The sequence below is a fragment of the Halalkalibacterium halodurans genome (assembly GCF_005671335.1).
GTDB classification, from domain to species: domain Bacteria; phylum Bacillota; class Bacilli; order Bacillales; family Bacillaceae_D; genus Halalkalibacterium; species Halalkalibacterium halodurans.
The window spans coordinates 1368491-1382140 of record NZ_CP040441.1 but is presented as its reverse complement, the minus strand read 5'-3'; the positions used below and the strand labels follow the sequence as shown (position 1 = coordinate 1382140).

Below are 13650 nucleotides of genomic sequence, written 5' to 3'. Positions count from 1 at the left end.
ACCACTCCTTAGTTGTTTGCGCTATATTCATGGACAAACGCAGTTAACCGTTTTAACGTATCTGGTTCAACTTCAGGGAAAACACCGTGCCCAAGGTTAAAAATAAAGTTCGGCGTTTCCAGCCCTTGATCTAAAATCTCCTTAGCTCGTGCTTCAATGACTTCCCAAGGAGCCAACAAGATCGCAGGGTCCAAATTCCCTTGCACCGTTTTTGTGACCCCCAATTCCCGTGCTTCCTTAATTTGCAAACGCCAATCAAGCCCGACAACATCTAACGGTAAGTCGTTCCACTCGTTGACGAGATGGCTAGCGCCAACACCAAACATGATGAGTGGCACCTTTTCTTTTTGCAATTCGCTAAAGATACGCTCCATTACTGGTTTCACAAATACGCGATAATCTTGAACGTTGAGCGTGCCAACCCACGAATCAAAAATTTGAATCGCTTGCGCTCCGGCTGCAATTTGCGCCTTCACATACGTAATTGTCATTTCACCGAGCTTGTCCATTAATAAGTGCCAAGCTTTCGGCTCTGCGTACATAAACGCTTTCGTCTTATTGTAACTTTTTGAAGGACCGCCTTCGATCATATAGCTAGCAAGGGTAAACGGTGCTCCAGCAAAACTAATGAGGGGAACGGTTAATTGTTCTCGCAACAGTTTAATCGTGTCAAGTACGTATGGCACATCTTCCTCTGGCTGAATGGTGCCTAGTCTCTCAACATCTGCATACGATTGAATCGGGTTGTCAATGACAGGTCCTTTTCCTGTCTTAATCTCCACATCCACGCCGATAAACGGAAGGGGTGTCATAATATCTTTATATAAAATAGCCGCATCGTTGTTATATTGATCCACTGGGAGTTTCGTGACGTATGCGCATAGCTCTGGCTGCTTCGTAATTTCAAATAATGAATATTTCTCTTTGATCTTTCGGTATTCTGGTTGCGACCTCCCCGCCTGACGCATATACCAAACAGGTACATGGTCGTGTACTTCTCCTTTACATGCTTTTAAAAACGTATCATTAAATGAATTAGACATTTCGTCACACCTTTCGTCTTTACACATTCGTTACCTATTGTAATGAAACCTAAACGAAAAATCATTTACAACGACTTACTTCTCAATCTTTCCACCTAGGAAAGTATGTTCTCCCCTTTAACTATAAAGATCGAAGTGAAACGTGTATAGACGTACGGAAGAACTGTCATAAAATTGACGAGAAATCAGTCACCTACCGATTCATGAAACCCGAAGCGAAATTCTACTTCCGCAATATTGGACGGCTCCCCTTTTCGCTTCGTCGTTGGATCATACGGAACGACTTGATAATCATTCATGGAAAAGGCGTTAATCGCTGGAATGTAATATTGATCCGTCCCCTCTGTTCGACCGACGTATGTTCGTTCCGCTCCCCGCCGCTCATAAATGTAGTAATGTAGCCGTTCATCTTCTGAACCAGACCACTCAAGCTTGATGCTCATTAGCCCAGTTCCTCCCATAGCAAAAGTCGCTTTTAGATCATCGATGTCTACTAAACGGACAGGAGGGTTTAGTTCCTCCACATCGTCAGGCTTTGAAAAGTTTGTAGCACGAAGCTGCGGTGTCGCTTCAGAAAGGATGTCGCGAAATAGCTTCGCCGAATAACGGCTCCCTCCCTTTAAATAAGATTCGGTTGATGTAATATCATAGCCCATCCACACCGTTCCTACCGCTTCAGGTGTATAGCCCGCAAACCAAGCATCCATCGTTGCCCCTTCGACCTCTGGAAAAGACGTGGTTCCTGTTTTTCCAGCTAAGGCACCAATCCCTTGGGCGGATGTTCCTGTTCCTTCTCTCACGACCGACTCGAGCATCCGTGTCATCGACCAGGCCGTTTGTGGGGAATAGACTTGTGTTTCCGTTCGGTCGACCTCTGCCATTTTTTCTCCTTCGCGATTATAAATGGCTTCAATAAAATATGGCTCGCGTTTTTTCCCGCCGTTTGCAAATACTTGATAGGCAGAAGCAAGCTCAAGTGGGGTGACACCATCCTGCAACCCGCCAAGAGCAATCGCCAACCCCTCATCGTCTAGCTGAAAGCCTTGTCTTTGCAAATACTGTTTAGCTGTTGGAATTCCTAGTTCGTTTAGGAGCCAAACAGCCGGGGCATTTTTAGATTGGGTGATCGCATCATAGAGCGTCACCTCTTCCTCATACTCATCGCCGAAGTTATGCGGTTCATACCCATCATATGTGCGCAATTCGTCACGGAGCAGCGAGTACGGTTCTGCTCGTCCTTCCTCCAAAGCGGGGGCAAAGACAGCGAGTGGTTTAAACGTAGATCCTGGCTGACGTGGAACATTTACACGGTTCAACCCGCGGCGCACGTAATCTTTCCCTCCTTGTACAGCTAATACACCACCTGTCCGAGCATCAAGTAATACAAAAGCAGATTGGGCATCTTCATTTCCTTTCGGATAGTACTTCTTTTCATGTATAAGGGTAAACGCTACTTCTTGTAACGCCTGGTCTATCGGCACAACGACTGTATATCCACCTGTCATGAACTCTTGATGAGATAGATGATATTGAGATTCGGCCTCATCGATGACCATGTCGATGTACGTTAAATAAGCCTCTTCCTCAGCAGGTTCATTTACGTCTAATTGAATCAATCTCCCCTTTGCACGTACAGCTTCTTCCGCCGTTATAAAACCTTGACGCTGCATAACGGTTAGAACTAAATCGCGCCGTTGCTTGCTCCTTTCAAGGTCAATAATCGGAGAGTAAATGGTCGGAGCCTTTGCTAATCCAGCAAGAACCGCCCCTTCCTCCACCGTCAAGTCTGACACATCTTTGTCAAAATACAAGTTGGCAGCGGATTGAATTCCGTATGCTCCATGGCCAAAGTAGATCTGATTCAAGTAAAATTCAAGAATAGCAGATTTGCTGTAACGCCGCTCTAAGTTCATCGCAATGAGAACTTCTTTCGTTTTTCTTAGCCATGTTTTTTCATGATCTAAAAATGCATTCTTTACTAATTGCTGGGTGATTGTGCTACCCCCTTCTAACTTTTCACCGGCTAGCATATCTCGGTAAAGGGCACGGCCAATCGCGCGGAAATCGATTCCTTGATGATCATGGAAACGCGCATCCTCGATCGCAATAAATGCGTGCTTCACATGGTCAGGTACATCTAGTATCGACACGGGCTCACGGTCTTCAATGAATAACCGTGAAACAACATTTCCTTTTGTATCTACTAACGTTGTCGTCGCATTCATCACAAGCTTTTCTTCATCAATGACATACTGACCAGCATAAATGATGATTAAATAAATGATGAGACCAAAAAGGAGGGAGGATAAGATAAGTAATGCAGTACCCGCTAACTTTCGTAACATGGTAACGTCACTCCTTTGAAAACTCGGCGATTGCCGAGCCTGTACAGGGTAGTAAAGCCGTAGTTGCACTTATACTTTCACTTAAAATTTCTCTACGTCTTATGATTCTCAGGGCTAACTGTTGATATAGCTAATCCGTTCTCTTATGCTTTATAATAGGGGTTAAACGTTCTTAAAACGAATTAAAACCAATTCCTTCTATACAGTTTGGACAATTTTCTACCATCCATAATCATTGATTTTCACGCAACTAAAAAAACGTTTGAAAATCCTCTAGCAATCGATCCTTATACAAACTTACCGCTACCGACTTTAAACACGCTGTTGACATTTTTCACATGCTTTACTGAAGTTAAGCTAAGTAAAAAAACGGAGTGGGACAAAACACAGTTTAATAACAAGTTTTATATAGGGTTGATTGAAGAGAAGGTGATTAGGACTTGCCTTCATGGCCGTGAACTTACGAAAGGACAAAACCATAATCGTCAATTAAACAACAGACAATCCAACGAATAAAACAAAAAAAGTTCGGGTCATCCAAATATAATGATCCGAACCTTTTTTATTATGTTAGGTTAGTTTTGTCCTAGTCTCGCTACTCTACGAGGCGATGCCGATGGGCATAAACGGCAATCTGCGTACGGTCCTCCAATTGAAGCTTATGTAAAATGTTGCTCACATGTGTTTTCACCGTTTTGATTCCGATATACAATTCATCTGCGATTCCTTGATTGCTTTTTCCTTCTCCGATAAGGCGAAGCACTTCCAATTCGCGTGGTGTCAGCTCCTCATGTAGCTCCTTTTTTCTCGACCGCATCCGCTCCATCATTTTATTCGTCACTTTTGCTTCAACGACAGCCTCACCATTGGCCGCAGCACGGATAGCGCTTGCAATTTCTTTTGCAGATGATGTTTTTAGCAAATAGCTAAAAGCTCCTGCCTCAATAACAGGATACACTTTTTCATCATCAATATAGCTTGTCAAAACGATAACTTTCACACCTTCCGTTGTATTCATAATGGCTTCTGTTGCTTGAACACCGTCCATTTTTTCCATTACTAAATCCATGAGGACAACGTCTGGCTTCGTTTCCTGGACAAGCTTAACACCTTGATGGCCATCGCTTGCCTCACCGACAATTTCTATATCCGATTGCGTGCGCAAATAGGCTGATAGTCCCATTCGCACCATCTCATGATCATCAACCAATACGACCTTAATCATACTCTTCACTCCCCTCTCCATGTGATAGGAATTTTCGCCTCTAACTGCGTTCCTTTTCCCGGAGCCGACACAATATCAAGGACGCCACCAATTTCATTGATTCGCTCATGCATCGTCTGAAGTCCATACGATCCGTGGGTTTCTTTTTGCACATCAAAGCCGATACCATCGTCGATCAATTTAAGGCGTACTTGCCGCTCCGTTTGCCAAAAACGGACTTCGACATGATGAGCTTGAGCGTGGCGCAGAATGTTGGATATCGCCTCTTGAAGCATCCGAAAAAGTTGATCTTCCACTCCTTTAGGCAATTCGTCCATCGGCTCAAGTCGCTTCGTAATTTTGAACCCTTGTTTTTGCTCTAACTCATGAAGTAAATACTCGACCCCTTGCTGTAAGCTTTTTCCTTCCAGCTCAGCGGGTCGAAGGTGAAGGAGTAGCGCCCTCATTTCAGCCTGAGCCGTATTCGCCATCTTCTCCACAACATCCATCTGTTGTTGTACTTCTTCCGTTGCCTCGTGCAAATTTTGTTTAATTGCCGCCGTCATCATTGAGATGGCAAACAGCTGTTGGCTGACCGCATCATGAAGATCACGGGCTAACCGTTGCCGCTCCTCAGTAACTGCGGCTTTTTTCACCGTTTCTTGCATCTTTGCTCGCTCTGATGAAAGGCGCTGTAGTGAGGCAACCTGCTCCTCTACTCGCTCAGCCATACGATTTAGGCGATCGGTTAACTCGGCTAGTTCATCCTCGCCTTCGCTCTCGATCTGATGGGAGAACGTGCCCCGCTCATAGAGAAGGACACCATGAAGAATTTGATCTAGCTTTCGTTTAATCGGAAGTGATTGCATCATCCCGGCAATGAGACCAATAGCGATCATCGACAACAAAATCGGAACAATAATTGGTAGTCGAACAATCTGTTTGTCAAACAACATTGTAAGGCCAGCAATATCATCGTACGTCATAATGACAACGGTGAATAAAACAGCAAAAAAACTTACGATCAAGCTATTGCGAATAAACTGCCATTGCAACTGGGCGAGGCGCCGTCTTTTTTTCATACAGCCCTCACCTTCACTTCACCTATAACCGTCGATAAGACGAGCTTAATTCTGCGCGGAGATTGTTTGTAATCTTTTGTCGCCACTGACAACGTCTGAAAAAAGCCACCTTGTCTTCGTTGAAACAACGATACGTCGCCAATCCATGAAGTCCCTTGCACAGACACTGCTAAATCCTCAGGAACAAAAAGGTTGATCTCTCCGATCAGCTGTTGAATGATGATGACGGTCTCTCCTTCAGGAATCATCGCTTTAGAAAAATCGATTTTCACCTCGCCAATCCCATTCCAGATCGTAAAATCATCCAATTCAAAGGGATCATAAACGTAATGAATATCACCGATAAAGCTTCGTCTCGATGATGTAGTGACAATAATGTCTTCCTTTGACCTGGCTTTTTTTGTTGATTCAACATCTGTTGGTTGGAACTCTTGCCCCTCGGCTTCGAAGTAAGCTTGAGCGTTTGTTTCTTCCTTGTCCTTCCTTTGTATGGCTTTTCGTTTTTCTCTTACTTTCCGCTCTTTTTTGCGATCGCTAGTCTTCATCATTTTATAGCCGTAATAAATAAACAAAGCTGCGATTAGTAACCCGATAAAATTAAACGAAAAAAGGCGATCAAATAAGATTGTGGCAGCGATAATAACGAAGACGATCGCCAAAAATCGATGACTTCGCGTGTAAAAGAAATAACCGATGGCGGAAAAAACGATCGGAGCTAAAAAAATGTTGACGGAAAAACGCAACGCTTGTAAGACGACCAACAGTCCGATGATAACAATAATAAAACCGAAAAGCGTTTGCTTTTTCATCCGCCTAGCTCCTTTCTCTGTTTAATAAATCATAATATCCCCTGAAGTGGTCTTAATGTACACTTCATGTTGTCCAGAACCTATTGTACCAGAAAACGAACGTGATTGACGGCTTTGATTTACAAACGGTCCATCGACCTCGATCGTTCCAGAAATTGATTCTGCTGACAGAGCAGCGTCTGGCTCTGGTATCCTCATATAAACATCACCGGAAACAGTTTGCAATTGTACTTGTTCATTTTTACGATCAAAGTGGAGGCTTATATCTCCGGAAACGGTTTTCCCGTTGACGTCACCTGAAAAATCATGGATTGTTACATCGCCCGAGACGTTCTCCATTGACGTATCAAGCGACTCCAAGGTCTGTACTTCCAAGTCTCCAGATGTGCTGTGAAAGCGAAACTGATTCCCCTTTAAAGAATCAGCAAACACATCACCTGAAACCGTACGGATGGTTAAATGGTCTAGCTCATGTTCACCTTCGATATAAACTTGACCTGATACGGTATGCCATTCCGCTCGCTCGATCTCCTCATACGGAACATAGACTGTTAGGGTGGGCTTTGCTCTAAAATTAAATGAGAACAGGTGAAACCTTGGCTCCTTCATCTCAATTTCGATTCGATTGCCTCTTTCCTGCACATCTAACCGATAGTCATTTTCATTGTTTTCCGAAAGTGAAGCTGTAACTTCATTGTCTAGTGTCGGGTACACCTGCAAATCCACAGCTGTAACCTTGACTACAAGCTCCTCTTTCCCATCAACTTGAACGGTTATCTCTTCGGCTGATTCCGAACGCTTGAAGCTAAGGGCATCGGTTATTTGATGGACGAATAGAACCGCCCCAATGAAAACAAGAATAAAGCCAGCTATTTTTTTCAAATCTATTCCTCCCTCCTCTATAGTAGTGGAGAGAGGCCCGTGAGCCCCTCTTCCTTTTTCTTATTGCGCCTGTTCTGATGCATTCTTAGTATCTACAAGCGATTTTTTCATGTTTAAAAATTCCTGCTCCACTTGTTCGTCATAGTCAACGGAAAATCCTCTCCGCCCTTCACGAGCGGCTTCGCGAAGCTCCATGTCCTCAATTTTTTCCTCCATTCGCTGGAATTGACGCTCAGAGCCTTCTGTTGAAAACGTAGCGCGCGCTTTCTTCATCTGTTCAAATGCTTTAATAGACTGGGAGCGCAGCAAGAGCTCACGTTTTTTATCACGAAGCTGTTCATATTTCTTCTCTAAATCTTCGAGCTGGAGGCGCAACTCCAACACATGATCATGACTTTTTTGCATGAGCGCTTCATAGCGAGCCACTTGTTCAGCTGCGTTCTTTTTAGAATAAAGCGCCTTCTTTGCTAGTTCCTCCTCCCCTGCACTAAGCGCCGCCTTTGCCTGCTCTTCTCTTCGCTTCATTAATCTCTTTGCTTCCTCTAAATCACGCTCTAATGAAACGTGGAGCTTCTTTTGTTCCTCGATCGCTTTCTCTGCTCGCCCCATCTCTGATTGTACATTCCGAATGTATTGATTTAGCATCATTTCTGGATCTTCCAACTTATCTAACCCTTCATGGATAGACGCTAACACTAAGTTTTTCATACGATCAAATACCATCATGAATTCCTCCCTTATGCTTCATCATATTTTTTCATCATTTTGTTAAACTCTTCATCAATGGAGTCGTAAGCTCTTGACGTTGGTCTCTTTTCTAACGCGACATCCATTGGTTGTTCTTCGTCATTATCGCTTTTTTTCAATAATCGATATCCGAAATAAATGAAGAGGATCGCAACCGCAAGACCGATGACACCCCCTAGACCGCCCATGACGAGTATGGAACCGAACGCAAGCAACAGCACACTACCAAATGAAAGCTTTCCTCGCGCTTGCCACTGCTGATATCCCCAATAGAGGAGCAAGGCACCGAGAACGAGCCCGATGATCCCACCTAAATGAATATTAAACATGCCAAGGATCATATTCGCTCCAATAATGACTAGTAGAATCCCAAATATCCACTTTCCTGCACCTTTCATGTCCTTCCCTCCTTTGCTTTTACTATATTTAGTTTAGGAAAAGAAAGGATTGGTGATAACGCTCTAGAGAATGTTTTTCTCTCCGCCTTGAGTCTGAGTCTCTCGTCAGACCTATGTCCTTTTTATGAACGTTTTCCTTGCCGCAAGCCGAGGGTACAAACTTTCGATATAATAAGAAAAGATGATAGAATATGTAGTACGATTGAAACATAGCTTGGTGTTAGGCATGTCTGGAGGTGAACAAGAATGGTTGAAGTAACAATATGGCTTGCTTTTTTTGCAGGAGTGGTTTCTTTTTTATCGCCGTGTGTTTTCCCACTCGTGCCCGTTTATTTAGCTCAACTAACCGGTACGCAAATTTCGGGGAACGAGATTACGGCTGATCGCAAGCTCATTTTAATGCGTAGCCTTGGGTTTATTCTCGGCTTTACATCGATCTTTATCTTTCTAGGAGCCTCATCCACCTTTATCGGCCAACTTTTTTGGGGAAACCGGCAATTATTTGAACAAATCGGTGGAATTATCATAACCGTTTTTGGCTTACAGATGATGGGAGTTATTTCGATTCGGATGTTGCTTAGTGAAAAAAGGTTGCAAGCAAAACCACGGCAATCAGCCAGCTTTGCCAACTCCGTATTAATCGGGTTTTTATTTGCTACAGGATGGACGCCTTGTATCGGGCTTGTATTAGGTGCCATTCTTGTACTAGCTGGAGACGCAAATACGATGTGGTCTGGGATGAGCATGTTGTTTGTTTACTCCATGGGGCTCGCGATTCCATTTTTTCTTGTCGCTCTTCTCTGGTCCCGTTCCTTGCATAAAGTTCGCAAGCTGAACAAATGGTTACCAACGATTCAAAAAGGGAGTGGTGTCGTTATGGTAGCGCTAGGGGTTCTCCTGTTCACAGGACAATTTTCAACAATCGCCGCGTATTTAGCACGAATCAATCCATTCGGTATATAGCTTGTGGCAAAACCTATAGTAAAAAAAGAGGCATTTCAGCCGAGGTCGTACCTCATCTGAAAAGCCTCTTTCATGTGGATAAAGTTTATTGTTTCTGTAAGGAGTGCTCATGGAGCAATCGCATTCGATAGCATTGCTTTGCGGTTTCGCCTAACAGATCTAAAAAGCGGTAATTGGCGGTCGCACCGACGATGGCACCGAACCCAGGGATCAATTGAAGCATTTTCGGCAAATCAATATAATCCCTGTACTCAAGCTGGAACGTTTTCCAATCAACCTCTTTTAAATATTCTTTTCGATTTGGGAATTGATCAAGCGTCTCTTCCCACACTTCCACTCGCTCAAACACTAGCCGGCGCTTCTCATCCTTTGAAAAAGCTAACTGAAACACGTGAAGCAAGAACAGTCGCTCTCGGTAATCTCGAACATCGAATCCATAGTTGGAAGCGACCTCAAACAACAGATTCATTTTGATTCCGAGCAACAAAGGAAAGTCTGCAAGTCCGAGCAGAATACCACCCGCTCCAGTTCCAGCGCCTTCTGCAGCTGCCGTTTTTTTATACTTCGCAATCACTTCATCAATCCGCGTCTCTCGTTCCTCAAGCGAGCCTTCCAAAACGGGACGGTATTTTGCCGTAAAATCTGATCCAATAATCGTGGCTTGCACCATATTGCGCACACTTGTGGACACAACCTCATGAACTTTATTCGGTACTAGTTCATTTAATTTCCCTTGCACCTTTTTGGCGTACCGACCTGTCATTGATGGGCGTTTCAGCATTTTCCGTTTCCAGCGCGACAACTCTTCTTGGATTTGTTCTTCGTAGGTCGTCAAGTCATCACCCTCTTTCCCCTATTCAATACCCATTCCATGCAGCCATCTCTCCTTTTATGCGAATTTCTTTTGTCGATGGACCAACCGATGACTGTACATGTAACTAAAACCAAGCCCAATGGTGAGGCCAAGAAGTCCATAGGAAATCGTCGTTGTCATGATTAACACGAGTCCGCTGACGAGAACATGAATGATGAGTAAGCGAAACAGGACGAAGGAAAACGCACCAGAGCGTTCATCACCTTGAACCGGATACAAATCAACCATTTGATTGGTTTTGTAATGGTTACTCAAAGTGGATAGTTGCAAAGCGACGATATAGACAAAGAGCAGATTAACCACCAGCTTCAACCATCCGCCAGGTAATCCAGCCATTAAAATTATCGCCACGATCGTAAGGCGAAGGTAGATACCGAAATAATCATTGGAACGAACAAATGAACGAGCGAACAAATATTCATACGTCCCTTTGTCATTTCCTGATAAGAAGCGAGCGAAACCTTTCGCATAACGTCTAGCCTTTACCCTCTGTTTGAGCTTCGGTACATCGGCAAACATGTTAGCGACACGATAAAATAATGTCACCATTCGTTGCTCCTCTTCCACAAGGTGATCCCATTTTAAGCTGTGCTTGCTAGCAAATCCTCTGTAATACATCCAGTATATGACGACCATTAAAATGATGATTGCTGCAACAAGAAAGAGCTGGGCTTGGACAAACAATAAAAACGTGAACACCCCGTTAATGATCATTCTAAGGCACATATGCTGAATGCGATACACACGAGCCGGTAAACGCTGTTCTTCCCAGTTCATTAACAAGTTTAGGAACTTAAGAGCAAGCAATGCAAGCAAGATCGTCCAAAAGCTCCCACTTCCGAGCTGCAAATATTGAAAAATCATTGGCCCAAGAAGAAGAAACACGAGGCTCATTAAAACGGCTTGCATAAAAAACGAATAGACAATGGAGCGACGAAAATAGTCATCGAGTCTCGCTTCATATGCGAGGAGAAAGACAGTATCTCCTTCTTTAAGAAACGTACGAACGGAACCTCGGGTGAGCAGCACTGTAAACACGACAACAAACAACGGTACCGCCGGAAACGTAGGCGGGAGCCATTTCAGAAGTACGCTATAATAGTAGCTACCAATGATGAAGAGGAGATAGAGCGTAAACAAAAAACCACTGTTCGCGATTAGTCGTAAATATCGGCTCGCTTCCGTCCAATAGCCAACCGCTCGTTTTTTCCATAATTGAATGCCTTCTGTCATTGGCTCTCTTCCTTTGTCATCTCGATATAAATATCATCAAGCGTGGCATCTGGCATGTTCAATTCGGCTCTCATTGACTCCAATGTCCCTTCAAGAACGATTCGACCTCTATTTAATATAATAAATCGATCACAATACCGTTCAGCTGTCGCCAAAATATGAGTAGACATTAACACTGCTGCACCGTTTTTCTTTTTTGTTGCAAGCAATTGTAAAAATGACTGAATACCGATCGGGTCCAATCCAACAATAGGTTCATCGACAATGTACACTGGAGGATCAATTAAAAAGGCGCAAATGATCATTACCTTTTGCCGCATCCCCTTTGAAAAATGACTCGGATACCAATGTTTCATTTTTGTCATTCGGAACTCATCTAACAGCACCTTTGATCGTTCCTCAAAGGCCTTCCGCTCAATTCCGTAAGCAAGTGCAGTAAGCTCCATATGTTCCCACAACGTGAGTTCCTCATATAAAATTGGTGTTTCTGGTATGTACGCAAGAGAGCGACGATAGGTTTCACGATCTGTCGTGATTGTATTTCCATTAATCATAACAGACCCTTTATGTGGTTCCATGAGACCGAGAATATGTTTAATTGTGGTGCTCTTCCCCGCCCCATTTAATCCAATCAATCCGACAAGTTCATTAGCACGGATTTTTAAATGAAGATCGTGAAGCACTGGTTTGTTCGGGCGATACCCTCCAGTTAATCCTTCCACAACGACTCTTTCTTCCATTTCCCTTACCTCCTTCATATATCATCGTACCAAATCCTTCCTTTCGTTGACTACTTCTTTTTCTTTTTTATAGAATGTCACATCGCTTCTTTCAACACTCTAATCAAAAAAACTTAGATCATTGTTAACGTTGAGAAAGAAAAAAGACAAAACCTTCTTTAGATTTTGTCCTCTGGCATCGGTGTATCGGTAGGCGGTGCATATCCATCTTTATATTGTTCATCGATCAGGTTGCGAATGTCTTCGGGATCCTTGCCTTCGTCTAAGAGATGCATCGCAGTATTCGCTATCTCTAGACAAACACCACATTTAGCCCCGTGGTCATCCCACGTGAACGGCCCATCGTCCGAGTGCTCTGCTACAAAGCAATCATAGCTGCTACGGTGGCCTACAGATTCCCCGCAGCCACAATAACAAGGCATCGTCTCGAGTAGCTCTCTGTAATAAGGGACTTCGGCATATATGGTTTGAATGACTTCAGCATACTCATCTAAAAAGACAGGTAAAACATCCATAGAAGACGTTTCTTCCTGAATATCTCCCATCATCAAGGAATGGTCAACTTGTGAATGCTCTGAATGGTCATCAGTTTGACAGCCAACAAGGGCAAAGCCTAAGCTCGCTGTTATGAATAACATCGGTAAACGTTTCATCCGTATGTCACCTCTTTTTTCTAGCATCTTTAAGCATTATAGCACGTCCCCCCCACTCTTAACATTTCAATATTGTGAATGTTACCGCTCGTCCAATCTTAGGATACTGAAGGACGACTTGAAACCTTTTCCTTCTATCGTTATTCTAAAAGAAACAAACATGGGAGGGTGTGTGCACAATGAGCCACGATCCAAATTGTATTTTTTGCAAGATCATTGCCGGAGAAATTCCTTCTGCAACCGTATATGAGGACGACCACGTCTATGCCTTTCTCGATATTAGCCAAGTTACAAAAGGGCATACGCTCGTCATTCCTAAAGTACATAAGCGGAATGTGTTTGAGCTATCTGAAGAAATAGCCAGCTCACTATTTGCAGCGGTACCAAAAATTAGCCGCGCGATTAATGATGCCTTTCAACCCATTGGAATGAATATTGTCAATAATAACGGGGAGGCGGCTGGACAAACGGTTTTTCATTATCATCTTCATCTTCTTCCACGATATGGTGAAGGAGACGGATATGGGGCTGTTTGGAAAGATCATAGTAGTCAATATTCGGGAGATGATCTACAAGTATTATCCTCATCCATACGTGAACATCTGTAATGGGAAAGACATCCTTTCCCTCCCTTTTTTATTTCATTTATCGGAATGAAAAAATTCTGGTTCTTAGTC

At 43.5% G+C, this 13650-nt stretch carries 14 protein-coding genes; 2 read left to right on the top strand and 12 right to left on the bottom strand.

Annotation, left to right across the window (positions count from 1 at the left end; all coding sequences use genetic code 11):
* Nucleotides 1-8: 8 nt before the first annotated feature.
* From hemE to FED51_RS06635, 8 genes are all read right to left on the bottom strand, one after another.
* Entirely contained in the window at nt 9-1043 is a 1035-nt protein-coding gene (hemE, locus tag FED51_RS06670) for a uroporphyrinogen decarboxylase (RefSeq protein WP_053431611.1), read from the bottom strand.
* A gap of 185 nt (nt 1044-1228) precedes the next feature.
* A complete protein-coding gene (locus FED51_RS06665; protein ID WP_053431612.1) occupies nt 1229-3388 on the bottom strand; it encodes a penicillin-binding protein 1A in 2160 nt (719 codons plus the stop codon).
* Between the two features lie 595 nt (nt 3389-3983).
* Nucleotides 3984-4613 carry a response regulator transcription factor gene (locus FED51_RS06660; RefSeq protein WP_010897369.1) on the bottom strand — a complete coding sequence of 210 codons (630 nt, stop codon included), beginning with the start codon at nt 4611-4613 and terminating at the stop codon, nt 3984-3986.
* A 5-nt stretch (nt 4614-4618) separates the two neighbouring features.
* Nucleotides 4619-5674 carry a sensor histidine kinase gene (locus FED51_RS06655; protein ID WP_053431613.1) on the bottom strand — a complete coding sequence of 352 codons (1056 nt, stop codon included), beginning with the start codon at nt 5672-5674 and terminating at the stop codon, nt 4619-4621.
* The gene (liaF, locus tag FED51_RS06650; RefSeq protein WP_053431614.1) at nt 5671-6483 is read right to left on the bottom strand and encodes a cell wall-active antibiotics response protein LiaF; all 813 of its coding nucleotides are present in this window, start codon (nt 6481-6483) and stop codon (nt 5671-5673) included. Before liaF ends, FED51_RS06655 begins: the two co-directional genes overlap by 4 nt.
* Before the next feature lie 21 nt (nt 6484-6504).
* Nucleotides 6505-7365, bottom strand: a complete 861-nt coding sequence (locus FED51_RS06645) for a DUF4097 family beta strand repeat-containing protein (protein ID WP_053431615.1) — start codon at nt 7363-7365, stop codon at nt 6505-6507.
* 60 nt (nt 7366-7425) lie between these two features.
* On the bottom strand, nt 7426-8091 hold the full coding sequence (locus FED51_RS06640; RefSeq protein ID WP_233443883.1) for a PspA/IM30 family protein: 666 nt from the start codon (nt 8089-8091) through the stop codon (nt 7426-7428).
* A gap of 11 nt (nt 8092-8102) precedes the next feature.
* Nucleotides 8103-8510, bottom strand: coding sequence for a LiaF transmembrane domain-containing protein (locus FED51_RS06635; RefSeq protein WP_053431617.1), 408 nt, complete (start codon nt 8508-8510; stop codon nt 8103-8105).
* A 246-nt stretch (nt 8511-8756) separates the two neighbouring features.
* Between FED51_RS06635 and FED51_RS06630 the strand changes: the two genes are divergently transcribed.
* Nucleotides 8757-9473, top strand: a complete 717-nt coding sequence (locus FED51_RS06630; protein WP_010897363.1) for a cytochrome c biogenesis CcdA family protein — start codon at nt 8757-8759, stop codon at nt 9471-9473.
* An 85-nt stretch (nt 9474-9558) separates the two neighbouring features.
* Here the strand turns inward: FED51_RS06630 and FED51_RS06625 are convergent, their stop codons facing one another.
* The 4 genes from FED51_RS06625 to FED51_RS06610 all read right to left on the bottom strand — a co-directional run bounded on the left by FED51_RS06625 (nt 9559) and on the right by FED51_RS06610 (nt 12973).
* Nucleotides 9559-10308: an EcsC family protein gene (locus FED51_RS06625; RefSeq protein WP_010897362.1), complete on the bottom strand. Its 750-nt coding sequence runs from the start codon at nt 10306-10308 to the stop codon at nt 9559-9561.
* 54 nt (nt 10309-10362) lie between these two features.
* Nucleotides 10363-11580, bottom strand: a complete 1218-nt coding sequence (locus FED51_RS06620) for an ABC transporter permease (RefSeq protein ID WP_053431618.1) — start codon at nt 11578-11580, stop codon at nt 10363-10365.
* Entirely contained in the window at nt 11577-12320 is a 744-nt protein-coding gene (locus FED51_RS06615) for an ABC transporter ATP-binding protein (protein WP_053431619.1), read from the bottom strand. Before FED51_RS06615 ends, FED51_RS06620 begins: the two co-directional genes overlap by 4 nt.
* A gap of 158 nt (nt 12321-12478) precedes the next feature.
* Nucleotides 12479-12973, bottom strand: a complete 495-nt coding sequence (locus FED51_RS06610; RefSeq protein WP_053431620.1) for a PCYCGC domain-containing protein — start codon at nt 12971-12973, stop codon at nt 12479-12481.
* A gap of 179 nt (nt 12974-13152) precedes the next feature.
* On the opposite strand from FED51_RS06610, the gene FED51_RS06605 reads away from it, so the two are divergent.
* Nucleotides 13153-13581 carry an HIT family protein gene (locus tag FED51_RS06605; RefSeq protein ID WP_010897358.1) on the top strand — a complete coding sequence of 143 codons (429 nt, stop codon included), beginning with the start codon at nt 13153-13155 and terminating at the stop codon, nt 13579-13581.
* The last annotated feature ends 69 nt before the right edge of the window (nt 13582-13650 follow it).

Coding starts and splice junctions, on each gene's coding strand:
- FED51_RS06610 (WP_053431620.1), bottom strand. CDS start 12,973: ATGAAACGTTTACCGATGTTATTCATAACAGCGAGCTTAGGCTTTGCC.
- FED51_RS06655 (WP_053431613.1), bottom strand. CDS start 5,674: ATGAAAAAAAGACGGCGCCTCGCCCAGTTGCAATGGCAGTTTATTCGC.
- liaF (WP_053431614.1), bottom strand. CDS start 6,483: ATGAAAAAGCAAACGCTTTTCGGTTTTATTATTGTTATCATCGGACTG.
- FED51_RS06665 (WP_053431612.1), bottom strand. CDS start 3,388: ATGTTACGAAAGTTAGCGGGTACTGCATTACTTATCTTATCCTCCCTC.
- FED51_RS06605 (WP_010897358.1), top strand. CDS start 13,153: ATGAGCCACGATCCAAATTGTATTTTTTGCAAGATCATTGCCGGAGAA.
- hemE (WP_053431611.1), bottom strand. CDS start 1,043: ATGTCTAATTCATTTAATGATACGTTTTTAAAAGCATGTAAAGGAGAA.
- FED51_RS06630 (WP_010897363.1), top strand. CDS start 8,757: ATGGTTGAAGTAACAATATGGCTTGCTTTTTTTGCAGGAGTGGTTTCT.
- FED51_RS06660 (WP_010897369.1), bottom strand. CDS start 4,613: ATGATTAAGGTCGTATTGGTTGATGATCATGAGATGGTGCGAATGGGA.
- FED51_RS06620 (WP_053431618.1), bottom strand. CDS start 11,580: ATGACAGAAGGCATTCAATTATGGAAAAAACGAGCGGTTGGCTATTGG.
- FED51_RS06640 (WP_233443883.1), bottom strand. CDS start 8,091: ATGATGGTATTTGATCGTATGAAAAACTTAGTGTTAGCGTCTATCCAT.
- FED51_RS06615 (WP_053431619.1), bottom strand. CDS start 12,320: ATGGAAGAAAGAGTCGTTGTGGAAGGATTAACTGGAGGGTATCGCCCG.
- FED51_RS06635 (WP_053431617.1), bottom strand. CDS start 8,510: ATGAAAGGTGCAGGAAAGTGGATATTTGGGATTCTACTAGTCATTATT.